Here is a 21,348-nt window from a genome sequence, read left to right as displayed (position 1 = left end):
TTCATTTCGTAAAACCTGGCGGCCCGTCACGGACTCGTGCAGGGGGCAGGACCTCGCGCAGCCGGCCGGAACCCGACACGGGACGTTCCGGGGCGGCTCAGGGTGCGGCGGCGACCGGTCGTGTCGTGGAGACTTGAGAGGCTGGACGGCGGCCGCTCCCGGTGGGGAGCCTCGCAGCCGGGATACGCGGAGCACGGCCCGAGTGCCCTCTCCTGCTGCAGCACCGGACCGATGCCGACGAGGAGGACCCGATCAGCACCCCCGGGATGGACCCGCTGGACCCTGCCGGCGTCGTGAACGCGAGGGAGACCCTCTTCGAACTCCTGGGCCGCTCCGGAGTCTTCCGTGACGAGGCCGAAACGCTGATCGCGCTCGTCGAGGCGGGCGCGATCGCGGACGCGCACAGCGAGGTCGCGAAGGTGGAGGACTTCCCCGACGAGGAGGAGCCGTACGCCGTCGGCCGGTACGACGGTGCCCGAGCCGTCGGCGACGAGCTCGCCCGCATCGCCGGGCGAGCCCTTGAGCGTTCCGTCGGACCGACGGAACCCGGCTCCGCGGGGGACGCGGCACGAGGTCATCACCCCGTCGGGCGGGTGGACGTGGAACGTGCGAAGGTCGCCGTGACGCCGCTCTCACTCGCCTTCAGCGATGCCTCGGACCTCGACCCCGAGGTGTCGGACGAGGTCCTCACCGCCGTGCTCGGCACGATGAGCGTCGTGGGACGGATCGGGTACGCGGGCCGCCTGGAACGGTTCACCGAGTCCCATAGGGATCGGCTGGCTCAGCTGTACGCACGTTACGGACCCCGGAGCCGCATCGCCGTCCACGGCCGCTACTCCCTCCTCCACTCCCCCACGAGCATCGCCGTACTCGAACGCCTCATCGCCGCACCGTCGGCGCTCCGGACGGAGTGGGAGCACGCGGAGCTGCCCCCGGCATGGCTGGAGGGACTCGCGACGGCCTGGCGCGCATCGGAGTCTCCAACACCGGGGTGACGCCTGACCGGCCCGCTCTCGGGCCTGGCCCGGAGGACAGCGCCGGACGTCGCCGCACGTCGCAGGCAGCCGTGCGCGGCCTGTCGGCGGCAGGGGCGGGCGCTCCGGACCTCGTCCGTACGCCGGTGCCCGCCCCTCGGCCACACGGTTCAGATCATGTCGGCCTGCTCCTGGGCTCCGTCCAGGAAGCCGCCCGACTGGTGCTGCCACAGCTTCGCGTACGCGCCCTCGGTCGCGAGCAGCTGCTCGTGCGTGCCCTGCTCGACGATCCGCCCGCGGTCCAGGACGACCAGCCGGTCCATGCCGGCGACCGTGCTGAGCCGGTGCGCCACCACCAGGGCCGTCCGCCCCTCCATGAGGGTCCACAGCGCCTTCTGGACGAGGACTTCGCTCTCCGAGTCCAGGGCACTGGTTGCCTCGTCGAGCAGCAGGATCGGCGCGTCGCGCAGAATCGCCCGGGCGAGGGCGACCCGCTGCCGCTGTCCGCCGGACAGCTTGACGCCCCGCTCGCCCACCATGGTATCGAAGCCGTCCGGCAGGGCGTCCGCGAACTCCGTGACATGAGCCGCCTCGGCCGCGCGCCGGATCTCGGCGTCGGTGGCGTCCGGCCGGGCGAACGCGATGTTGTCCCGCAGTGTGCGGTGGAACATCGCCGGGTCCTGCGGCACATAGGCGATCTGGCTGCGCAGATCCGCCTGGCGCAGTTTGCTGATGTCCTGCCCGCCGATCAGGATCCTGCCGTCGTCGATGTCCGTCATCCGCAGCAGCAGCCGGCTGAGCGTGGTCTTGCCACCACCGGACCGGCCGACGAGCCCGATCCTCGCGCCACTGCTCACCTCGAGATCGAGACGATCGAAGAGCGGCTTCCCGCCCGCGTGGGCGAAGGTCACCTTCTCGAAGCGGACATCGGCGGCCTTGGACAGCAGCGGCTCCGGCGACGGCGGGTCGAGCACGGTGGGCTGCGACAGCAGCAGTTCGGTGAACTGCCCGGCCTCCGTCATCGAGCTCTCCAGGCGACGGTAGATCTGGTTGAACTCGAACATGATCCGCGTTGCGTTGGTGTAGTACGTGAAGGCGACCACGACCGCCTCCACGCCGTGTCCGCCCCCGCCGAGGGTGACCGCGAGCAGCAGCCCCATGGCGTTGGTCAGCACGGACATCGGAGCGACCAGCGTGTCGATGCGCAGGTTGCCGTAGTCCCAGGACCGCAAGGTGAGCCGGCGCGACTCCGCGACACGGGACCGGTGCTCGGCGGCCTCGCGTTCCTCGGCGCCGAAGGCCCGGACCGTGTCCATGTTCATCAGGCTGTCGGCGACGTGACCGGACACCTGGGCGATCGCCTCCTCGCGCTGGTCGACGAGTCTCTGACGGCGGCGGATGAGGGGCATCACGCACAGCGCGGTCAGGGCGATCATCGCCAGGAGGCCTACGACGAGCAGCGGTTCGTAGCTCCAGAGCACGACCGACCCGAAGATCAGCGGCACGAAGCTGCCCACGACCGAGAAGGTCAGTGTGTCGATGAACTCCTCGAAGCGGGAGGCGAAGCTCAGCACCCGCTTGGTCAACGACCCGGCGAAGTTGTCGTGGAAGAACGTCGCGTCCTTGGCGAACAGCTCGTCCATGCCGATCACGTACAGGTGCTCGATGCCCCGGGCGTCGAGGCGGTTCAGGAAGTGCAGGCCGATGCGCCAGAACGCCTCGGCGAGCAGCAGGACGCCGGCGAAGCCGAGCACGTAGGGCATCAGCGAACCGAGGGTGGTGTCACCGCCGTCGGCGAGATGGCCCACGAGCTTCGCGACGATCAGCGGCGCGATGTAGTTGATGCCGATGTTGCCCAGTGCCGGCGACAGCATCGCGGGTGCCGTGAGCCATCGGTGCCGGGTCAGCTCCCTTCCGTAGTAGCGCAGCGCCAGGAGCACCGAACCCTTGCCCGGCGATTCCTCGTGTGCTTCGGTCAATCCCATTCCCACCCTGTACGTCGTGCGACGAGCCCGCTCCACGCGTCTTCGGAAAGGCGTCGGTGCGGTACCGGCCGCGGGGCGATTCGGTTCGGCCGCATGCCCTCGGCCGGATCGCGTTCCGACGGACAGGGCATGGCGGCGGAGCCCCCACTCGACTCGCGGTGACGTGTCCGCGCGAGTCGGGGGCCCAGGAACCGAAGTCTCCCGCGACGGCGTCCGGGCGGTCCACGCGTTTTTCTCGGCCACCGGCAGCGCCGCAAACGCGTCATCAGGCCGGGCAGATCGCCTCTGGCAGTCCCGAGGGCAGACCGCGGCGCTCCTCCCGGGTGAGGTCGTGGCCGACGACATCACACAGGTGGCGTTTCCATAGTTCGGGATCCAGATGGATCAGGTCCAGGCGGCCTCGGCCGCTGTTTCCCCCGAAGCCGCTTTCGGACCGGGTCCGCAGCAGCGTCCTGCCGTCCTTCGTGGCCGCCAGGAAGTACTGGTCCGCGGCGAAGCTGTACGTCTCGAAGTGGCTGGGATCCGGCAGTTGCTGGAAGCGCACGGTGTTTCCGGTGGCCAGGTAGAACTCGCCGTCGTTCCCTGTGAAGCTGAAGGAGAATCCGTCGCCGGTGAAGCTGTCGCTCCCGCCCAGCGGCCCGAGCGGGCCGACCACTTTGCTCGGCCGTTGCCCGGTGGCCGCCGACCACAGTTCCAGCATGCCGCCCGGTGCGAAGTACAGTCCCCGGGCCCCCGCTGCCCGCCCCAGCAAGGAGGCCGCGAACAACGCCGCCTCCGTCTTTCCGTCACCTGTGGGGGCCGTTACCAGCACCAGCCCAGGCCCGTGCTCTCCGACCATCGCGGGAAGATGCTCCGCGAGATCCCGCTGCAAGCTGTTCGCAGCGAACGGGAACATTTCACCGAACTCAACGATGGAGAACCGGGCCCGGCCCACCCGCGCCGCCCGCACCAGCCCCGGAGCAGCCTTCATCGCAGCATGCCAGTGGGCATCGACCTCCGCCGCCGTGCCCGACCAGCCAGGACCAGGCAGCCGCGGCTCGATCGCGGACGCCTGACTCGCCAGCCAGTCCGCCACCACCACCAGCCCGGACACCACCACGCCCAGGGCCGCCGGTAACCCACCCCGAGGAACGGCGTACGCACCCATCGCCCGACGCAGTTCCTCGAAATGCACCCGCCGCTGACCATCCCGACCATGCTTACCGAGACCGGGGTTGTAGTCGCTGGCCCGCGCCGCCTCCTTCGCCTTCAGCACCCCGCCGAAGAGGCCGTGATGGCCGCCCAGCAGCGCGACCTGATGGCTCACCGACTTGTGCACCAGGCGCTCGCCGCCCGGATACCCGGCCTCCTCGAAGAGTTGGTAGAGGGCCCAGTGGGAAGCGATCTCGTGGCGGAAACTCTTCTCGCCCTCGGCTCCCGGTGCGCAGACGTAGGCCGGGTCGTCGCGAACCGGCTTATAGCAGACAGGTACCTGGGCCTGGAACGGGGGAGTGATCTTGCCGATGTCATGCAGCCCGGCCCAGAACGAGACCACCATGCGCGCCTCTGCCACACTCAGGCCGAGTGCATCCGCAATGGCAGCCTTCGTCTCGTCCCCCAGAACGACGTCCCACAGCTCCCGGAACACTGCACCAGTGTCCAGGAGATGGCACATCACGGGATACGGCCGCGACAGCCCGCTCTCCTTACCCCACAGCCGAACATCCAGAAGGCAGTCCCCCGAGGCCCCCGCCTCGTCGCGCTTAATCATGAGCACAGAGATAGCACCCCCCACTGACAACAGCCCCAAATAGCCCAACTCGGCGCCGATTTGAGAGGCGCGCCTTACACTCGCTGCGCGACGACAACGAATTGAGATGCAATGCACGACGAGGCTCGGCAAAGAAACGGCAAAGCGGTCAGATAGGGCCAGGTCGTGAAGGGTGCTCTCCGCGCGAGCGACAGCATGGTCCACCTCGACCTCGACGCCAGAGGGATCGTCGGCCTGGTCGCCAAGCGCGGCGCCAGGACCTCGATCCAGGCCGACGGACGCTGGGTGGTGGAGCGCACGAACTCCTGGATGAACGACTTCGGCAAGCTCCGCCGCTGTACCGAACGGCGAAAGGCACCAGTCGAGTTCTTCATCGCCATGGCCAGTGCCATCATCACCGTCCGATGCCTGATCAGACGCGCGTGGATCGTCTATCGCTGGGACACCCGCCCTCGAAGCCCCCGCAGCCGATGACCACCGGCGGAAATGGCTAGCCCGACGCGTTCGCGACTGCCAGACTCGCTCCGTGCGGATGATCATCGAGGACATGGCCAACCGCCTGGCCGAGGTGCCGGGCGTAGTCGGAGTAATGCTCGGCGGCAGCCGGGCACGCGGAGAGCACCGGCCGGAATCAGACTGGGACCTCGGCGTCTACTACCGTGGCGGGCTCGACCTCGCCGCGTTGCGCGCGCTGGCCGGCCCCGATGTGGAGGTAGCCGGCCCAGGCGGCTGGGGACCTTGGGTCAACGGTGGTGCGTGGCTGCAGGCCGACGGCGTGGCGGTGGACTGGATCCTGCGGGACCTGGACCGGGTCGAGCAGGTGTGGGCGGACTGCCGCGAGGGCCGATATGAAGTGGGCGTGCAGGCGGGGCATCCGCTCGGATTCTGGTCACCCTGCTATGTGGGCGAGGTAGTGCTCGGTCAGGTACTGGCCGACTCGACCGGCGAGCTGACGGACCTTCGACGGCGGACCACGACCTACCCCGAGCGGTTGCGAGAGGCGTTGACGGCGGGAGCCTGGGAGGCGGAGTTCCTGGTCAGCGGCGCAGTAAAGGGTGCGGCGCGGGCGGACACGCTCTACGTCTCGCTTTGCCTGTCCCGGGCCGTCGGCATGCTGGTGCAGGCGATGTTCGCCGAGGATCGGCGTTGGTGCCTCAATGAGAAGGGCGCGCTGGCAGTCGCCGAGACACTGCCAGCCGCGCCAACCGACTTCGGCCCGCGAGTCCGCAGCTTGCTCGGGGCGTTCGGCCAGACTGCCGAGATGCTGGCGGCAACAGTGGCGGAGGCACGGGTACTGGTCGAGGAGACCCTCGCCGCACTGAGGAGCCGCGCCGAGTCGCAGCACACACCTTGAACCCAGGGCTCCCGCACGCCACGGAGGCAGCCCGGGACACGCGAAGACCTACTGGCGGGCGCTCTTACAGCACATCGACGTTCGCGCCAGAGAGCCGGTTCCGGCAGTCGAGCACATACGGCGCGTGCTCAAGGACCGTCTCATAGTCGAATTCCGCATGGTCCGTCAGCAGCGGATGCCGTCTATGACATGCGGGTCCGCCCCGCGCACCTCGGCACCGAGGTCGAGCAGTAGCTCAGCGACACGCGCAGACGGCGACTCGCGGGCGTCGGAGGTGTTGGCTTTGTAGGCCAGACCGAGCAGCAGGACACGAGATCCGCTGACGGCCATGCGCCGCATATTGAAGCCCTCCATGAGCCGCCGGACCACGTAGTCAGGCATGTGGTTGTTCACGTCGTTGGCGAGTTCCACAAACCGGAACGGGACGCCGGCCGTGCGTTCCACCTTCCACGACAGGAATGACGGGTCGATCGGCAGGCAATGTCCGCCGACGCCGGGGCCGGGGGTGAACCGCATGTAGCCGAAGGGCTTGGACGCGGCGGCGTCGATTGCCTCCCAGACGTTCACGCCGAGCGGCCGGGCGAGCATCGCCATCCGGTGGCCAGCAGCTCCAGGTCGCTGTGGGTCTGCGTGCGATCGTGGAATCCGCCAGGTAGGCGCCCTCCACGATCCGCCAGGTAGGCGCCCTCCACGCAGCGTATCGCGGCGGGCCTCGACCGCGAGAAGGGTCCTGCTTCTGCTTCTGGACCCCGACGGCGCCCGAGCACCCTGTACGACAGCGCGGAGGCAGTCGCTCGCCAAACACTGCGGCGATTGGACCGAACCAGGGAATCGCACAGCACCATGGGCTCCATCGACGTGATACTCAGCGGTCGCCGCGGAAACCTCCCAACAGGCGCCCACGCCTACCCAGTGGGCCGCGCCCTCGCCGCAGTAGGGCGGGTACCCCACGAAATTCTCATCTCCGCCGTAACTCGCTCCCCGATGGCTGCACCGGCGATCTGAGCAAGCCCCAGATCCTCTGCACCTTCTCGGCCAGGCGTACAGCCACTCCGTTCGAGGCAGACCCCGGGTGATCACAGAGCGTGGCAGCTCTGTGATCACCCAGCCTGTGCCTGTTTCGCGACGCGGCTCCCCACCGCGCCTATCTGCGCGGCCTCTTAGTTAGACACCGTGTAGCCCCGGCGACGAGCCGCGAGGTCGTCCCCGTGATGCGTCGCTCGATCGTGTTCGGCGGAGTCTTGGTCCCGGTACGTCACGAAAGAGACGAGCGCGCCCGCTGGGATCTGGCTGGGCTACGGGGCCGGGTTGTAGGACACGATCGCGTCCGCGCATGGGCCGTCGGCGAAAACGCTCAGCGCCTGGAGTTCCATTTCGTCCGCGGCGAGCTGCCATCGCAGCTTCGTCGCTACCCACTCCCCCACGTAACGGCACTGCGCGTCGGGGGGCTGGCGGCAACCAGGACGACGGGTCCTGATCCGGCTTCTGACGGTTCGTGCGTGCTGTCACCGCAACCAATGATGTTGCGGCGCCCTGGTCGTTCGCGCATGCCTCCCTCCGTACAGGTGCCCACTCCGAGGCGCCAGCTGACGGGGAGCTCATTCGAACCCTGCGGTATTCCTTCCGCTCCGGTGCGCCTGACCGGCCTTGGTGGAGGGGAGTCAGCGGCCGTCTCGTCGCCGCGCGTAACTCCATGCCGCACCGAGGTAGTGCTCCTCATCCGGGTAGGCGGGCTGCGGCGGGCCAAGTCGGCGGGCCCCTTGCACGCACCGTTCGTCGTCGTGGAGGGCGAGCCCGTACACCGCGATGACCTGGACGCGGCGGTCCTCGTCGTCCAGCAGAGCAGCCATGGCATCGGTGAGGACGGGATCGTGGTCCTTGCCATCAGCAAACGTGAGGCAGGCGTCCTGCCGCACCCCTGATTCCGGGTCGCGTATCGGCTCTCGCAGCGCCTTGCGAACGGCATCGGAGAAGGCAGGTGGCGAGGGCCAGGAACTGATCCGCGCGCCACCGCGCGCCGGACTTGGGTGTCATGGTGGCCGGCGTGGGGCAGGAGAGCCGCTTCTGCTCGGGGGTCGGAGTGTAGCCCTCGGAGGCGCGGTGGATGGCCCGGCCGGAGATGTACTGCAACGGCTGCTCGTGGTTGAGGAGGATCGCGATGGCCAGGGCGGCTCCGCCGTCGACCAGGTCGATGCCCAAGGTCACCTCGTCGCCCAAGGCCAGGACGTCGGCGAGGAGTTCGAACAGTTCGGGTTCGTCGTTGGCGACGCGTCGTGACAGCAGCCGACGGCCGCTCTCGTCGATCGCGGCGCAGTGGTGGTGAGTCTTGCCTGCGTCGATGCCCGCCCACATCGCGGCCATGGTGCCTCCCTGCGGTGCGGTGTACTGATGCCTCCCGACGGACGACTTCGCTGTCGATTCCCTACGGAGCGATCATTCGCAATTCCTAATTGGCAGCCGAGTCGTCGTGGGGCGTCGGGCGGCCAATCCGGGGAAGCCACAAGCGGCAGAAGCGTGAAAGCCACACCCGACGCCCCTGGGCGGGTCAACCATACGAAGGGCTCACCACGTCCCGCAGAACAACGTAGGGAAGCGTGACAGTTCCGCAAACGGATCCTGCCGGACAACATGATGAAACAGACTCATCCTCACGGCCTTCGTGCTGAGCGTTGTGTGTTCCTTGGTCGGATCACATGCTCAGCCGAAGACCGCCTGTGTGTACGGCAGTTACCACTCCGAGTGATCAAGTGCGAAGAGCCATTCGGACCCCGAGGTTAAAGATCAAGTTAGGGCGTGTCGCAGAACTCGGCGTCGACGATCTTGAGTATGGACTCCTGGCCCCAGCCCGCGTTGTAGTTGAAGGCGAGCTGGTGGCGGCCGTCCGCGGTGCTCAGCGCCATGGAGAGCCACCCGACCATGCCTCCGCCGTGGCCCCAGAGCGTCGTGCCGCAGCTCGTCTTGAGCCGGGTGAGCCCCAGGCCGTATGACATGCCCGGGGATTCCGGGGCGGACACGGTGGTCTTCATCGCCTTCAGCTGCTTCGGCGGCAGCAGCTTGCCGCGCAGCAGGGCGCTGTAGAAGCGGTTCAGATCGCCCGCGGTGGAGATGATGTCGCCGTCGGCCCAGCCCTGCGATCCGTTCATCTCGGTGATGTCGTCGATCCTGTCGGGCGCCGACTCGAACAGCTTCGCGTAGCCGCGGCTGCTGGGCCGGGGCAGGTGGACGCTGTTGCCGGGGTTCGAGGTGTTCTTCAGCCCCAGCGGCCCGATGATGCGGTCGCGGACCTCTTCCTCATACGTCCGCCCGCCGACCTTCTCGATGATCAACCCGGCCAGGACGTAATTGGTATTGGAGTACGAGTGCTTCTCGCCGGGCTCGAACATGGGCTTGTGGGAGAGCGCCAACCGCACGTGCTTCATGGGCGACACGGTGTCGTAGCGGTGTTTGAGGTAGCCCTCGAACGTGTACTTCTTGAGGTACTCCTCGTCGGCCAGGTAGTCGAACAGGCCGCTGGTGTGGTTGAGCAGCTGCCGGACGCGGATCTTGCGGCCGTCGTTGCCGTTGCCCCGTACGACACCGGGCAGTCGCCGCTCCACGGTGTCGTCGAGGTCGATTCTTCCCTCCGCCTCCATCTGGAGCAGGACGGTCGCCACGAACGACTTGGTGATGCTGCCGACGCGGAACTTGTCGTTCTTGCCGCGCGGCGCACCCGTCGTCAAGTCGCCCACGCCCGACGCCGCCTTCCAGACGCCGTGGCCGTCACGCGCCTGCGCCGTGATGCCGGGGATGCCCGACGCCACGGCATCGTCCATCGCGCGCTGCGTGGCCCGGTGCCCCGTCCCCGCCGCGGAGGCCGTGTCCGATACCGCCTGGGCGGGTGCTACAAAGGCGGTCGCCGCCATCGCGGCCGCCGCGATGCCCGCTCCGAAGGCCTTCGTGCTCTTGCGCAAAGCCATTCCGTGCTCCTTGCAGTCCTGTGCGCTGTCGTGTGCGGCCGCGCCCGTACGACTCGTCGCGGGAGGGCCGTGTGGGTACTAAGACCGCGCACAGGCCGAAGCGGTTGAGACGGATCGCGTCAGGTGCGGCCCAGACCCGCGTCGCGGGCCTGGGAGACGGCAGCCGCCCGGTGGGCCACCTGGAGCTTGGTGAAGATACGGCTCACGTGGTTGCGGACCGTGTTCTCCGAGAGCACCAACTCGCGTGCGATGCGCCGGTTGTCGAGGCCCCGGGCGACCATGTCGAGCACTTCACGCTCACGCTCCGTCAGGTCCGGGAAGGGCCGGGCCGACGCCGGCCCCCGGTCGCCGACGAGCAGCGCCCCGATGCGGCCGGCGATCTCGGGGCCGAAGACCGCACCGCCGAGCGCGACCGTGCGTACGGCGTTGAGCACCGCTTCCCGCCCGACGCCCTTGACGAGGTAACAGCGAGCCCCGGCACGCAGCGCCGCCAGCAGGCAACCGCCCGGGCTTCCCGGCGTCCAGGTCCATGTCCGCCACCGGCTTGGGGAGGACTCCTTGCGCATCGCGACCACGGGCCGGGCGGTGATCGCTCAGCACCGGCGTGCTCCGCGCGGGTCCGGCCAGACCGTCCGTGACGACGGGCATGTCATCGCACTGGAGCGGGCGGCGCTGGCCTCGTTCACCGACCGGGCCCCTTGCAAGACCAAGGTCCGCAGGCCGCCGTCGGCCGCTGCCCTTGCCGAGGCCGAGCACCTGCGCGGCCAGCCGGCCGCCGGGAATCCGGCAGAACGGGTCGTGGTCGATCTGTCCACCTATGCCGCCGTGGCCGACCGGTTGCGGAGTGCCCCCTCATCGAAGGAGGAGAGTCCGGAGTGAGTACGTCACCGATGCAGATGAGCGAAGCACGCCGTTTCCAGCGGCTGCGAGGTCATCTGTCCTATCTCAAACTCAACGACGCCGCCGAGGCCCTGAACCGGGTGCTGGACCAGGCCCGCACCGAGCGGATGTCCCTGACCGCCGCGCTGGAGCGGCTGCTGGAGATCGAGGTCGAGGCCACCGAGGGTCGCCGGCTTGCGGCTCAGGAACGGTTCGCCTGCCTGCCCGAGCCATGGACGCTGAATGACTTCGACTTCGTCGCCCAGCCGGGTGTCGATGAGAAACTCATCCGCGATCTGGCCACCCTGCGGTTCCTCGACGACGCCTCCAACGTGCTGTTCGTCGGGCCGCCGGGCGTCGGCAAGACCATGCTGTCCGTCGCGCTGGGGCGGGCCGCGGTCGATGCTGGGCACCGGGTCTAATCCACCACCGCTGCCGAGCTCGCGGCCGGGTGTCACAAGGCCGCGCTCGAGGGTCGCTGAAAGACGTGCATGCGGTTCTTCGCCGGCCCGAAGCTGCTGATCATTGACGAGCTCGGCTATCTGCCGCTGCCCGAGGACGGTGCGTCCGCGCTGTTCCAGGTGATCAACCAGCGGTATCTGAAGTCGTCCACGATCTTGACGAACAATGTCGGTATCGCCGACTGGGCCGGCGCCTTCGGGGCTGCCACCGTCGCGGCCGCGATGCTCGACCGGCTCCTGCACCGGGCCGCCGTCGCGGGCATCGACGGCCAAACCTATCGGCTCCGCGGCCACCAGAACCAGGAAGAGAACCTGAGCAAGGGAGTCAAAGCCCGTGTCTCACGAAATCGAATCCCCTGTCCCGGTCAACTGCCCAGTCTGTGAGCGGCAGTTCACCCCAAGCCCTCGGAAAATCTATTGCTCTCCCCGCTGCAAGGCCCGGGCCCACGGCCCGGGCCCGGCCGCCCCGGAACTTCATCTCTGTCCCGTCTGCGACGGGGAGCTCATGGCCAACCCCCGTCTGCGGCAGGTGTATTGCTCGCCAACATGCCGCAGCGATGCGGAGAAGCAACGCAACCACCAACGAGATGAACAACGTGCCCGACGCTTGAGCGAACAGCCTCGCAAGCTTCCCGCACCGCCCGCCATGACCCGACAGGACCCTCTCGTACCAGCTGCCCTGCGCAACTGCCCGCACTGCGATCAGCCGATCACCATCGTCGCCTTGCTGGCCACCCCCGAAGCCGCCCGCCCCACCATCGCCAACCGTGTCACGGAGGTCGCCCCGCTACGGCGACTTCAGTGAAATTCTGCTGACGGTCACCAACCACCGGGCCCGCCGACCTGACGGTCGGCGGGCCCACCACCGTCAGGCCCTCGATCGCAACTGGTCCAATTCGCTGCCGATCGCTTCCCGTAGCACGTCATGCTGCGGACCGAGCCTGAACTGCTCGTCACTCCATCGTTCACGCGGATAGAGCCACACCGGAGCACCCACCACAGCGGCCGGCTCCCACTCGAACCGCGGCCACACATGCGCATGCAAGAACGGGTCCGTGTTCCCCAGGATCTCCAGATTCACCCGCCGGAAAGCCGGGTCCAGCCGCCGACAGGCCCGCTCAACCGCTTCACCGAGCTGGTCCATGTCCGACAGGAACGACAGCCGCTTTGCCTTCGGTAGGTCGGACAGCCGCTGCACATCCGGTTCATCAACGAGAAGAACCGAGTATCCCGGCAGGAACTGAACGTCCCCGATCACTGCGAACCCCGACGTCAACCGCCGCAAGACGGTGGGGTTCTCACCCCGCAGAGCAGTCCGGATCCGGTCCAGCCGCCAATCATCAGTCATGGCCAGAACCTACACGCCGGTAAATCAAGGACCGCTCTTCGTTCTCCACCCTCCTCACATAGTTCAAGGGCTGAGCAGGTGGGGCGAGGAGCGGCCCCGGCCGTTTTCAAAGATCCCCATCAGCGGGGGTGGAAATTCGTCCAGGTCGAGGATGTCGCGGGCGGCGGCCGGGGCACGACCGGCACCGACTCCTACCGCCTCGCCAGCACCCGGGCACGAGCCGAGGAGCCTGCCAACGCTCGCTGACCTCGTGGAGGGCGGGGCTTCGTCGTCCAGCTGCTGACTACAGATGTGGTGTCACAGGCAGCCACCGGGGTGATACAGAGCGCGAGCCCGGGCAGTGTCGATGGGCTCGTGTTCAGGCAGACGCAGAAAGTGGTTCAACTGCCACGTCTGCGTGTTGCGGGCTTGCCCACTGGTGGTCGTCACCCACGGCGGATAGACGCGGAATGCCCGCTTCCCGCCGGATCCGTTCATTGCCACGATGTCCCGTTCGCAGAGCACGTCTCGCGGAAACACGAACTGTCCGAACCGTTGGCCCTCGCGAGTGCTGATGACGAAGAGGTCAACGGGATCTTCAGCGTCGAAGGGCTGGATCGGCCCGCTCGCGGACCTCTTCCACACAGTGACGAACTGACCGACTTTCGTCGGGGTTGTCTTGGCCACGCGGAACCTGACCGAGAAGTCATCCAGCGTGAACTCGCATGCCCCATACTCAGCACTCTCGGCTTCAGGCACCGGCTGTGAGCATGTGAACCCACTCGGGTCATACACCAGTTCCTTTGTCACCAACAGATCACCGGGAATCCCAGCCACACTCAGCCAAGGCCCAGGATCACCTGCGCCAAGCTCCGAAGAGACCTCACCGTTCATCGACATTCCTGCATCCTGCCACCGCTGGCCATCGAGCACATGACTGGCCCGGCCTGCTGGCCATCCTCATCGCAGCGCACCCAGACGACGAACACCATCGGGCGCTTCGCTCGCGTGCGGGTGCCGGCGGTGTTCGTTCTGCGGCAGCGGTTGCACCAGGACCTGGAGGAGTGACCTGGCGGCCTCGGCGCGCTGTCATAGGCGCACGACGATCAGGGCGATGTCGTCCCGGGCGCCGCCGGCCACGCCAAGGCGGCCCAGCAGGGCGTCGGCGAGGCGGTCGGGACTCAGGCGGACATGACCGGCGAGGGCGTCGGTGAGCCGTTGCAGGCCGACGTTGATGTCCTCGTCGCGGCGTTCGATGAGCCCGTCCGTGTACAGGACGAGTACGTCACCGGGGGTATAGGGCAGGGTGGCCTGGGGGCGGGGGACGTGTGCGGGGCGGGCGCCCAGCGGCGGGTCGGTGGCCTGGTCCAGCAGGTCGCAGGTGCCGTCGGGGTGCACCAGGACGGGCGGAGGGTGACCGGCACTGCTTTAGGCGATCCGCTGGTGGTGGGTGTCGATCACGGCCTGGACGGCGGTGGTGGCCAGCGCGCCCTCGACCGAGCGGGCGTACAGGCCGAGGACCTCCAACGACTTGGCCGGCTCGGCCAGGGCCCGGACGGCGGCGCTCAGCGCGCTGCGGAGCATGCCCATGACGGTGGCGGCCTCCAGGCCGTGGCCGACGACGTCGCCGACCGCGACGCCGAACGAGCCGTCGGGCAGATCCACGACGTCGTACCAGTCGCCGCAAACGTTCAGCGACCCGACCGCGGGCAGGTAGCGCACCGCGACGTTCCTGTGCCGTTCCAGGTCGGGCGAGTGCAGCATGGCCCCCTGCAAGGTGAGGGCGACCTGGCGTTCCCGGCGTGGGGACTGTCCTAAAGATTGCGTATGCCTCGGTGTGACCCGTCTGGCATGAGGTGTGGCCTCTGCCGGGAAGGATCACTGATGGGCATCAAGGACGAGCGCCCGCGCGAACATCGTACGTACGGGGCCGAGTTGGCAAGACTGGCCGAGCTGGACCGGGAGTTGGCGGAGCAGTTGGTGGCCCGGGCGCGGGCCGAGGGGCTGAACCTGGTCGGGGAGAACGGGCTGCTCAAGGGGCTGGTGAAGCTGGTCCTGGAGGGTGCGCTGGAGGCCGAGATGAGTGAGCATCTCGGCTATGAGAAGGGGGATTCGGCCGGTGCCGGGTCGGGTAACTCCCGTAACGGGACCTCGCGGAAGACGGTCCTCACCGACGTGGGGCCGGTGGAGCTGGAGGTGCCCCGGGACCGGGCCGGCGACTTTGCGCCGCAGATCGTGCCCAAACACACCCTACGGGTCCAGGGCTTCGACGCGGCGATCTTGTCGCTGCATGCCAAAGGGCTCACGACCGGCGAGATCCAGGCCCATCTGTCCGAGATCTACGACATGAAAGTCTCCCGCGACCTGATCTCGCGGGCCACTCACCAGGTCAGCGCGGAACTGGAGGCCTGGCGACAGCGGCCGCTGGACCGCGTCTACGCCGTCGTCATGATCGACGCCATCGTTGTGAAGATCAGGGATGGTGCGGTCGCCAACCGGCCTGTCTACGTGGCGGTCGGGATCAACCTGGAGGGCGAGCGGGACGTGCTGGGCATGTGGGTCGGCAAGGGCGGCGAGGGTGCCAAGACCTGGATGACCTGGCCTGGGGCATCTTGTCGGGGGTCCAGTCGACGACGTAGACGGTCAGTTTCGCCACGTCGTCGAAGGAGGCACCGACCTCGGCCGGGGCGGCGACGTTGAGGTAGCACTGCTCGACCTGAGCGGCGAGGTCGCCTTCCCCGACCGCAGGGGGCTTCGGCTCAGCGTGTCGGGGTGGCATGGGTGGGGAGGGGCTTGCCGAACATGGTGCAGGCTGCGGCGTTGACCAGGGCCTTGTTCGCGGTGGCGGCTGTGGGCAGCTTGATTCCGAAGTTGGTGGAGTTCAGGACTGTGACGCTCTGGCGGCCGGTGGGGTCGCTGTAGATCTCGCTGGAGTAGCCGGGGAGCCCGCCGGTATGGCCCCATACGGTCCCGCACGGCGTGCGTACCTCCATCAGGCCCAGCCCGTACCGGTCGCCCTGCGGGTCCGCGGGGTCCTGCGTGACGGTGGTGCGCATCTGCTTCATCTGGGCGGGGGCCAGCAGCTGGCCCGACATCAGGGCGGTCAGGAAGCGGTGCCACTCCTGAGCGGTGGAGACCATGCCGCCGGCAGCCCCGGTCCATGAGCTCACATCGATGCCGGTGGTGTTGACGTGGTCGTTTCGCTCCGGCCCGGCGAACCCGATGCCCTCGGGCGTGCCGGGGGCAGGAGCGGGGCGAGGTGCTCGGCATCGGGTTCGTAGCCGGTCACATGGTTCCGGCCGGCGCGCCAGCCCGCGCCGGTGGACAGGTAGGTGTACTTCATGCCCAGCGGCCGGGTGATCCGCTGCTCGATCAGGTCGGCGAGACGCTTCCCGGTGGCCTTCTCCAACACCAGGCCGAGGGCCGTGTAGTTGGCGTTGCTGTAGGAGAACTGCTGCCCGGGTGCGTTCTGCGCGCTGATCAGGGCCAGCAGGCGCTCGGGCGTCCACTCGCGCTGCTCGTGCCCGAGGAGGGAGGGCAGGAAGTCGGGGTGCAGGAGGAAGTCGTTGAGGCCGCTGGTGTGGTTCAGGAGCATCTTGACGGTGATCGCCTGACCGCCCGGGACGAGGCCGGGCAGCCACTTCTCGACCGGGTCGGCAAGATCGACGCTGCCCTCGGCGACCAGCTGCAGTACCAGGGTGGCCGTCAGGGTCTTGGTATTGGAACCCACCCGGAACTGGTCGTTCGCCTTGAGTATGTGGTCGGCCCTGGTCCAGGCGGCCTGCCGCGCGATCTCCACGGCCGGTCCCCTGCTCCGGTCGACCCGCACGATCACACCCAGGGACCCGGTGTCCGCGGCCCGCTGAGCCAGCTCGGCCAGCTCCTTCGCCCCCGGCTTCGTCTCAGTGCCCCGAACGGTGTTCACCGCCCCGGCCGGGGCGGCGGAAGCCGTGGCCGCGACCGTCCCCGTCACGGCAGCGGACAGCGTCCAAGCCAGTAACGCTCGAAGAGCCCGACGCCGCGACAGCGTGTGCGCACCCATGATGTGAACTCCCGAAACAAGGCGGTCCGAACGGAACCCGCCGATGAACAGCCGCCCGGTTCTCACCGGCCGCTGCCTGACAAGAAGAACTCTGTCGCCCGCGCATCAGGACAGCCATGAGGTAACCACCCAGTTCGCACCGGGGGTTAGCCCCCATGCACTTCGTCGACTCGTCCGCCTTGCGGGGCCGAGTCGAGGAGGGCTGAGGGGGCTGTCGGGCGCTTGGCTGCCTGGCCGGTGTCCGGCGGCTCCCGCCGATGCGCGGCGCCTTGTGCGGCTCCTCGCTGTGCCGCACGCCGCCTCCTGCGCTGCGGGAGGCGGTGTGCGGCAGCGAGACCCGCCTACTTGCTCTGCAGCTTCCCCATCGGGTGAGGGTCTTCCTCCAGCGCGGAGGGCGCCGCCTGCCAGCTTGCGTCCTCGGAGTAGAGGGCGCTGCGCAGGTAGGCCCGGCTGAGCTGCTGGATCATAGCGACTCGTTCGGGGCTCTCGTCCGTCGTTTCCGCGACGTCGTACCCGGGGACGCCGCCGAGCGAGTGCTCTGCCCCGAACAGCGTGAGCAGGCTCTTACTTCCCGGGCTGTGGAAGTAGGGGTCGGTGAACCAGTCCGGCCCCCTGGTGGACAGTGCGGACCGGTCATGGTCCCCGGCGACGATGAGCGCCGGCGTGGTCATGCCGTCGAAGGACGGGTTCATGAAGGGGAGGTTCTCGGCCGCGAATGCGGTCAGGTCGTCGCCGCCCCGGCCGGGCAGGGCGAGCAGCACACCCGCTATGACACGCGGGTCGGACAGGTCCTCGCCGGGAACGCCGTCGGAGTCGAGGACTCTCGCGCCCAGCAGCATGCTCACCGTCTGGCCCCCCCCAGGAGTGACCGGCCACAGCGATGCGACTGCGGTCGAGGCGCCCGCTGAGGCCCAGCACGCAGGATTCCAGAACCTCGAGCTCGTCGAGGACGCGCTGGACGTCCTCGACTCGCAAGCGCCAGATGTGCGGCGTGCGGGGGTCGTCGGCGGGGAGGGTGAGCGTCCTTGAGTCGAGATGGGTGGGCTGCATGACCACGAAGCCGCGGGCAGCCCAGAAGTCCGCCAGAGGGGCGTAGCCGTCCATCGACCAGCCGAAGCCGTGCGAGAAGACGATCACGGGCAGGTCGCTGCCGGTCGCGGGCTCGGACACGCGGACCTGTAGGTCCTCACCACGGCCAGGGGCGGCCAGGACGACCGGCTTTACGGACACGACCGCAGTGGGTGCACCCGCAGTCGTGTCGGCGATGTTCGAGTCGGGCATGGGAGTGCTCCGTTCAGCTTTCTTCACGGGTTGGCGAGGTGGTCCCGCGGTGGCGGCGCCGCATGCTGGGCTAGGTACTTGAGGGCATGCGTGTCTGGTCGCCGGGCGGCTGTACTGGCATCATGACGTAAGCGGAACATCGCTCCGCTTACAATACGGAACAGCGTTCCGCTTTGCAAGGTCAAGTTACGGACGGAGTGCCGCGGTGAACGACAACGGGCAGGGCGCGGGAAGCGCAGCCGGATCCAGGCGCAAGGACGCCCGGCGAAACCAGCAGACCCTGCTGGACGCGGCAGCCGCGGTCTTCGTCACCTCGGGCGTCGAAGCGCCGGTACGCGAGATCGCGGCCAAGGCCGGCGTCGGCATGGGCACGATCTACCGCCACTTCCCCACCCGGGCAGACCTCGTCATCGCCGTCTACCGCCACCAGGTCGACGCATGCGCCGAGGCCGGCCCGGCCCTGCTGGCAACCAGCCCGACCCCGCACGCCGCCCTCGGGCGGTGGGTCGACCTCTTCGTCGACTTCCTGGTCACCAAGCACGGCCTCGCTGCCGCGCTGCAGACGGACAGCACGGGCTTCGAAACGCTGCACGACTACTTCCTCGACCGTCTCCTGCCGGTGTGCACCCAGCTCCTCGACGCTGCCGCCGCGGACGGGGAGATCCAGCCCGACATCAACGCCTACCAACTCATGCGCGGCGTCGGAAACCTCTGCGTAGGCGCCGACAGCGACCCCCGCTACGACGCACGCCTACTGGTCGAACTCCTCATCGCAGGACTACGGCAACCGCGCTAACCATGACACCCGTGAATGGCTGTCCCCTCACGGCCAGCCAGGTGGCAGCGGGCTTTCCGACCTTCCGCATCACCGTCCACGAGGGGAACCGCCCGGCCCCAAGCTCCAACGGTGTTTCGGCTTTTGGCTTTCGGGCATGCGGCCGGGGGTTCGGCTGGTGGGTGATTCAGCAGACCGTCGTGCTGAAGGGCGCGAGTTCGGTGCTCGGCTTGCGGCGGGCCGGTTGCCGGGCGGCACGGTCGGATGCGGAGCCGGAAACGGCTCGGCGGGGGCGAACAGCTGCCTGGTCAACTACCACCATAAGCTGCCGGTGACCGCGATGTTCGGCTCCGGCACCCTGTCCTCCTCCGACGGCCGCCAGCGGTTCCCCGCCCGGGGCAAGTCGATCACCGCCCGGCACCTGAACAAGTACTTCGTGTCCGAGGGCATCTCCACCTGCACCCACGTCTCCGACCAGCACTCCACGTTCGGCACGACCGTCATCGTGGCCACGCACCGCGAGGCGCAATACGTGCTGGACGAGATCCTGGGCAACGCCACCGACCTGCCGATCACCGAACACGCCACGGGCACGCACGGCGTCACCCTCGTCAACTTCGGCCTGTCGACCGACCTGGTCGGCAAGCAGCTCTCGCCCCGTATCCGCGACCTGGGCAAGATCACGCTGTACCCGATGGGCGCCAAAAGCGACTACGGGGAGCGGTTCCCGAGAGCGGGGCCGCTGCTGACGAAGAGAACACGCTGCTGACGCAGCAGGTCCTCGCCGACCCGAAGTGGGCGGACAGGCTCACCGAGGTCGACCGGCGGGCACTGTCGAGTGGTCTCTCATGCCTCCTTAAGTGTGCCGGGCGGAGTGGAACTGGAGCCGAGGACGTTGTCGATGTAGGCCGCGAGCGAGGACCGCAGGCCCTCGGGTGTCATCTTCTGGTCGTCGATCAGGTGTGCAACGAGGTCGGCGCGGATGGCGGCCAGCAAGGCGTGGGCGGTGAAAGCCGCGTCGTGGACGCCGGGTACCTGATCCAGTGCCGCACACAGCGTTTCGTGCCACCAGCCGTAGTGCCCGGCCCGGTAGGGGCTGCTGAGCCCGGCGTCCTCCGCGGCCGACATGAGGTTGCGGTTCTCGATCTTGAATCGCAGTGCGGCGTCGAGTAGGTCCAGCACCCGCTGCCGCGGTGAAGACCCGGCCGTGTCCTGTGCCTCCCGCACGGCTTGCTGCAGGGGTTCGAAGCGGGAGGCGATCACGGCGCCGATCAGGCCGGCGCGGTCCCCGAAACGGCGGAAGAGGGTGCCCTTGCCCACGCCCGCGGCCGCGGCGATGTCGTCCATCGACACACTGTGGGGGCTGCTGCTGGCAGCGAAAAGGGCGTCGGCCGCAGCCAGGACGGCTTCTCGGTTGCGCAGGGCATCCGCGCGCTCCGTGCGCTGGGCCACAGGTCCTCCTTGGTCTTCGGCCGGTCCCGGCCCCCGGGAATGATATTCGGCTGGTTCGCGCGAGTGGCGGCTCGCACCCGGCTGCGCCGCGTAGGGGCGGCAGCCGCCCGGTCCGCGTGACGCACAACGCGTCAGATCGTGTCCTCGAGCCAGTCGAAGATACGTGCTACCGCCAGGCGGATGGCGCCCGGGTGGCGGTGGGCGTCGCCGCCTTCCTCCTCGGTGAAGCTCAGAAGGGTCTTGGGTGCGGTGAGGTGCCGGTAGAGCTTTGCGCGGATCGGATTCCTCGGTGGCGGCGCAGAACAGGTCGTCGGTCGCCTCGCAGACCAGCACAGGGCAGGTGATCTTCTTCGCGCTGCCGTCCTTGAAGCTGTAGCGGGCGTACTCCGCGAGGAACTCGCGGTCTGTCGAGGACTTGGTGACGTAGCGGCCGTGGTCGAAGGCCCAGCGCAGGATCAGGCTCCGCGCGCAGGCGTCGCCAAGCATGCGGTCCAGTTCCTCGTCGTGTTCGGCTGCCGCGCGCCGTACGGCGTCCTCGTGTGGCAGCGGGAGGTGCGCGGTCAGGGCGGATGCGGCGCCGAAGACGCCGTCGAGCGCGACGACGGCTGCCAGGCGCGGCTCGTAGGCGGCCGCGCGGCGCGCGAGGTAGCCGCCGAGACTGACGCCGAGCAGCGCGACGCGGGCCGGATCGACGCCCGGGTCCTGGGTGAGGAAGTCCAGGACGGGACCGACCGCGTTCCCCCAATCCGGCCGGAAAGCCGGCTCGGCCCGGTGGATGGCGGCAGGCCGCCCGGGGCCGTCGAACGTCAGGACGTGGTAGCCGCGTTCCTGTCCGCCGAGCGCGCCGAAAAAGTGCAGTTCCTCGGCGGCGCCGTCGAATCCGTTGCGCATCACCAGTGCCGGCCTCGGGCCTTCGCCCGCCGCCCGGTAGAAATCGCCGCGCAGCACGGTGCCCTCGTACGGGATCTCCACGTGACGTCGGGAAGGTGGGCGATGGCGTCGCGGAAGCAGGCGACGCCGCGCTCGTAGGCGTGGTCGATACGCGGGTCGTCGGGGCTTCCGTGGAGGAAGAACTCGGCCACCCGGTAGTAGCTGAAGGCGCGCAGCAGTCC

At 68.5% G+C, this 21,348-nt stretch carries 15 protein-coding genes and 9 pseudogenes; 9 read left to right on the top strand and 15 right to left on the bottom strand.

The genetic code is table 11. The features are described 5' to 3' along the window. Nucleotides 1-161: 161 nt before the first annotated feature. The gene (locus tag ACFT7S_RS08045; protein WP_382728494.1) at nt 162-995 is read left to right on the top strand and encodes a hypothetical protein; all 834 of its coding nucleotides are present in this window, start codon (nt 162-164) and stop codon (nt 993-995) included. 149 nt (nt 996-1,144) lie between these two features. On the opposite strand, the gene ACFT7S_RS08040 is transcribed toward ACFT7S_RS08045, so the two are convergent. Next, nucleotides 1,145-2,959, bottom strand: a complete 1,815-nt coding sequence (locus tag ACFT7S_RS08040) for an ABC transporter ATP-binding protein (protein ID WP_382728491.1) — start codon at nt 2,957-2,959, stop codon at nt 1,145-1,147. Between the two features lie 265 nt (nt 2,960-3,224). After that, nucleotides 3,225-4,709, bottom strand: a complete 1,485-nt coding sequence (locus tag ACFT7S_RS08035) for a CRISPR-associated endonuclease Cas3'' (protein WP_382728488.1) — start codon at nt 4,707-4,709, stop codon at nt 3,225-3,227. A gap of 267 nt (nt 4,710-4,976) precedes the next feature. Here ACFT7S_RS08035 and ACFT7S_RS08030 point away from each other — a divergent pair. After that, nucleotides 4,977-5,183 (top strand): annotated as a pseudogene (locus tag ACFT7S_RS08030) (IS5/IS1182 family transposase); the annotation flags it as partial. 58 nt (nt 5,184-5,241) lie between these two features. Beyond that, a complete protein-coding gene (locus ACFT7S_RS08025; RefSeq protein WP_382728571.1) occupies nt 5,242-6,063 on the top strand; it encodes a DUF4037 domain-containing protein in 822 nt (273 codons plus the stop codon). 64 nt (nt 6,064-6,127) lie between these two features. On the opposite strand, the pseudogene ACFT7S_RS08020 reads toward ACFT7S_RS08025, so the two are convergent. From ACFT7S_RS08020 to ACFT7S_RS07995, 6 genes and pseudogenes are all read right to left on the bottom strand, one after another. Continuing rightward, nucleotides 6,128-6,663, bottom strand: a pseudogene (locus ACFT7S_RS08020) (UDP binding domain-containing protein); the annotation flags it as partial. Nucleotides 6,664-7,358: 695 nt separating this feature from the next. After that, nucleotides 7,359-7,650: pseudogene (locus ACFT7S_RS08015) on the bottom strand (HNH endonuclease); the annotation flags it as partial. 74 nt (nt 7,651-7,724) lie between these two features. Then, a complete protein-coding gene (locus ACFT7S_RS08010; RefSeq protein WP_382728485.1) occupies nt 7,725-7,913 on the bottom strand; it encodes a hypothetical protein in 189 nt (62 codons plus the stop codon). A 34-nt stretch (nt 7,914-7,947) separates the two neighbouring features. Further along, nucleotides 7,948-8,424: a transposase gene (locus ACFT7S_RS08005; RefSeq protein ID WP_382728482.1), complete on the bottom strand. Its 477-nt coding sequence runs from the start codon at nt 8,422-8,424 to the stop codon at nt 7,948-7,950. A 425-nt stretch (nt 8,425-8,849) separates the two neighbouring features. Further along, nucleotides 8,850-10,019: a serine hydrolase domain-containing protein gene (locus tag ACFT7S_RS08000; RefSeq protein WP_382728480.1), complete on the bottom strand. Its 1,170-nt coding sequence runs from the start codon at nt 10,017-10,019 to the stop codon at nt 8,850-8,852. A gap of 119 nt (nt 10,020-10,138) precedes the next feature. After that, entirely contained in the window at nt 10,139-10,585 is a 447-nt protein-coding gene (locus tag ACFT7S_RS07995) for a DNA-binding response regulator (protein ID WP_382728477.1), read from the bottom strand. Between ACFT7S_RS07995 and ACFT7S_RS07990 the strand changes: the two genes are divergently transcribed. The 3 genes and pseudogenes from ACFT7S_RS07990 (at nt 10,578) to ACFT7S_RS07980 (ending at nt 12,164) form a co-directional block, all read left to right on the top strand. Further along, a complete protein-coding gene (locus tag ACFT7S_RS07990) occupies nt 10,578-10,898 on the top strand; it encodes a hypothetical protein (RefSeq protein ID WP_382728476.1) in 321 nt (106 codons plus the stop codon). The two genes, ACFT7S_RS07995 and ACFT7S_RS07990, sit on opposite strands and share 8 nt — an antisense overlap. Before the next feature lie 11 nt (nt 10,899-10,909). Beyond that, nucleotides 10,910-11,743 (top strand): annotated as a pseudogene (istB, locus tag ACFT7S_RS07985) (IS21-like element helper ATPase IstB). 223 nt (nt 11,744-11,966) lie between these two features. Further along, on the top strand, nt 11,967-12,164 hold the full coding sequence (locus ACFT7S_RS07980) for a hypothetical protein (RefSeq protein WP_382728474.1): 198 nt from the start codon (nt 11,967-11,969) through the stop codon (nt 12,162-12,164). A 63-nt stretch (nt 12,165-12,227) separates the two neighbouring features. Here the strand turns inward: ACFT7S_RS07980 and ACFT7S_RS07975 are convergent, their stop codons facing one another. The 3 genes and pseudogenes from ACFT7S_RS07975 to ACFT7S_RS07965 form a co-directional block, all read right to left on the bottom strand. Continuing rightward, the gene (locus ACFT7S_RS07975) at nt 12,228-12,707 is read right to left on the bottom strand and encodes a diadenosine tetraphosphate hydrolase (protein WP_382728471.1); all 480 of its coding nucleotides are present in this window, start codon (nt 12,705-12,707) and stop codon (nt 12,228-12,230) included. Between the two features lie 297 nt (nt 12,708-13,004). Beyond that, nucleotides 13,005-13,580: a MepB family protein gene (locus ACFT7S_RS07970; protein WP_382728469.1), complete on the bottom strand. Its 576-nt coding sequence runs from the start codon at nt 13,578-13,580 to the stop codon at nt 13,005-13,007. 195 nt (nt 13,581-13,775) lie between these two features. Then, a pseudogene (locus ACFT7S_RS07965) lies at nt 13,776-14,489 on the bottom strand (PP2C family protein-serine/threonine phosphatase); the annotation flags it as partial. A 24-nt stretch (nt 14,490-14,513) separates the two neighbouring features. On the opposite strand from ACFT7S_RS07965, the pseudogene ACFT7S_RS07960 reads away from it, so the two are divergent. Next, a pseudogene (locus ACFT7S_RS07960) lies at nt 14,514-15,272 on the top strand (transposase); the annotation flags it as partial. A 19-nt stretch (nt 15,273-15,291) separates the two neighbouring features. Here ACFT7S_RS07960 and ACFT7S_RS07955 read toward each other — a convergent pair. The 3 pseudogenes from ACFT7S_RS07955 to ACFT7S_RS07945 form a co-directional block, all read right to left on the bottom strand. Then, nucleotides 15,292-15,429: pseudogene (locus ACFT7S_RS07955) on the bottom strand (RidA family protein); the annotation flags it as partial. 16 nt (nt 15,430-15,445) lie between these two features. Beyond that, a pseudogene (locus ACFT7S_RS07950) lies at nt 15,446-16,728 on the bottom strand (serine hydrolase domain-containing protein). 341 nt (nt 16,729-17,069) lie between these two features. Further along, nucleotides 17,070-18,009, bottom strand: a pseudogene (locus ACFT7S_RS07945) (alpha/beta hydrolase family protein). A 205-nt stretch (nt 18,010-18,214) separates the two neighbouring features. Here ACFT7S_RS07945 and ACFT7S_RS07940 point away from each other — a divergent pair. Continuing rightward, nucleotides 18,215-18,805, top strand: a complete 591-nt coding sequence (locus ACFT7S_RS07940) for a TetR/AcrR family transcriptional regulator (protein ID WP_382728466.1) — start codon at nt 18,215-18,217, stop codon at nt 18,803-18,805. Between the two features lie 157 nt (nt 18,806-18,962). Beyond that, nucleotides 18,963-19,553, top strand: coding sequence for a Tn3 family transposase (locus tag ACFT7S_RS07935; protein WP_382728463.1), 591 nt, complete (start codon nt 18,963-18,965; stop codon nt 19,551-19,553). 77 nt (nt 19,554-19,630) lie between these two features. Here ACFT7S_RS07935 and ACFT7S_RS07930 read toward each other — a convergent pair whose 3' ends face one another. Continuing rightward, nucleotides 19,631-21,208, bottom strand: coding sequence for a TetR family transcriptional regulator (locus ACFT7S_RS07930; RefSeq protein WP_382728460.1), 1,578 nt, complete (start codon nt 21,206-21,208; stop codon nt 19,631-19,633). Nucleotides 21,209-21,348: the final 140 nt, after the last annotated feature.

The sequence above is a fragment of the Streptomyces sp. NPDC057136 genome (assembly GCF_042670885.1).
Classification (GTDB): Bacteria; Actinomycetota; Actinomycetes; order Streptomycetales; family Streptomycetaceae; genus Streptomyces.
Note: the sequence above shows the minus strand (reverse complement) of the source record. Positions and strands in the feature narration are given on the sequence as shown.

Coding starts and splice junctions, on each gene's coding strand:
- ACFT7S_RS08040 (WP_382728491.1), bottom strand. CDS start 2,959: ATGGGATTGACCGAAGCACACGAGGAATCGCCGGGCAAGGGTTCGGTG.
- ACFT7S_RS08035 (WP_382728488.1), bottom strand. CDS start 4,709: ATGATTAAGCGCGACGAGGCGGGGGCCTCGGGGGACTGCCTTCTGGAT.
- ACFT7S_RS08025 (WP_382728571.1), top strand. CDS start 5,242: ATGATCATCGAGGACATGGCCAACCGCCTGGCCGAGGTGCCGGGCGTA.
- ACFT7S_RS08010 (WP_382728485.1), bottom strand. CDS start 7,913: ATGGCTGCTCTGCTGGACGACGAGGACCGCCGCGTCCAGGTCATCGCG.
- ACFT7S_RS08005 (WP_382728482.1), bottom strand. CDS start 8,424: ATGGCCGCGATGTGGGCGGGCATCGACGCAGGCAAGACTCACCACCAC.
- ACFT7S_RS08000 (WP_382728480.1), bottom strand. CDS start 10,019: ATGGCTTTGCGCAAGAGCACGAAGGCCTTCGGAGCGGGCATCGCGGCG.
- ACFT7S_RS07995 (WP_382728477.1), bottom strand. CDS start 10,585: ATGCGCAAGGAGTCCTCCCCAAGCCGGTGGCGGACATGGACCTGGACG.
- ACFT7S_RS07975 (WP_382728471.1), bottom strand. CDS start 12,707: ATGACTGATGATTGGCGGCTGGACCGGATCCGGACTGCTCTGCGGGGT.
- ACFT7S_RS07970 (WP_382728469.1), bottom strand. CDS start 13,580: ATGAACGGTGAGGTCTCTTCGGAGCTTGGCGCAGGTGATCCTGGGCCT.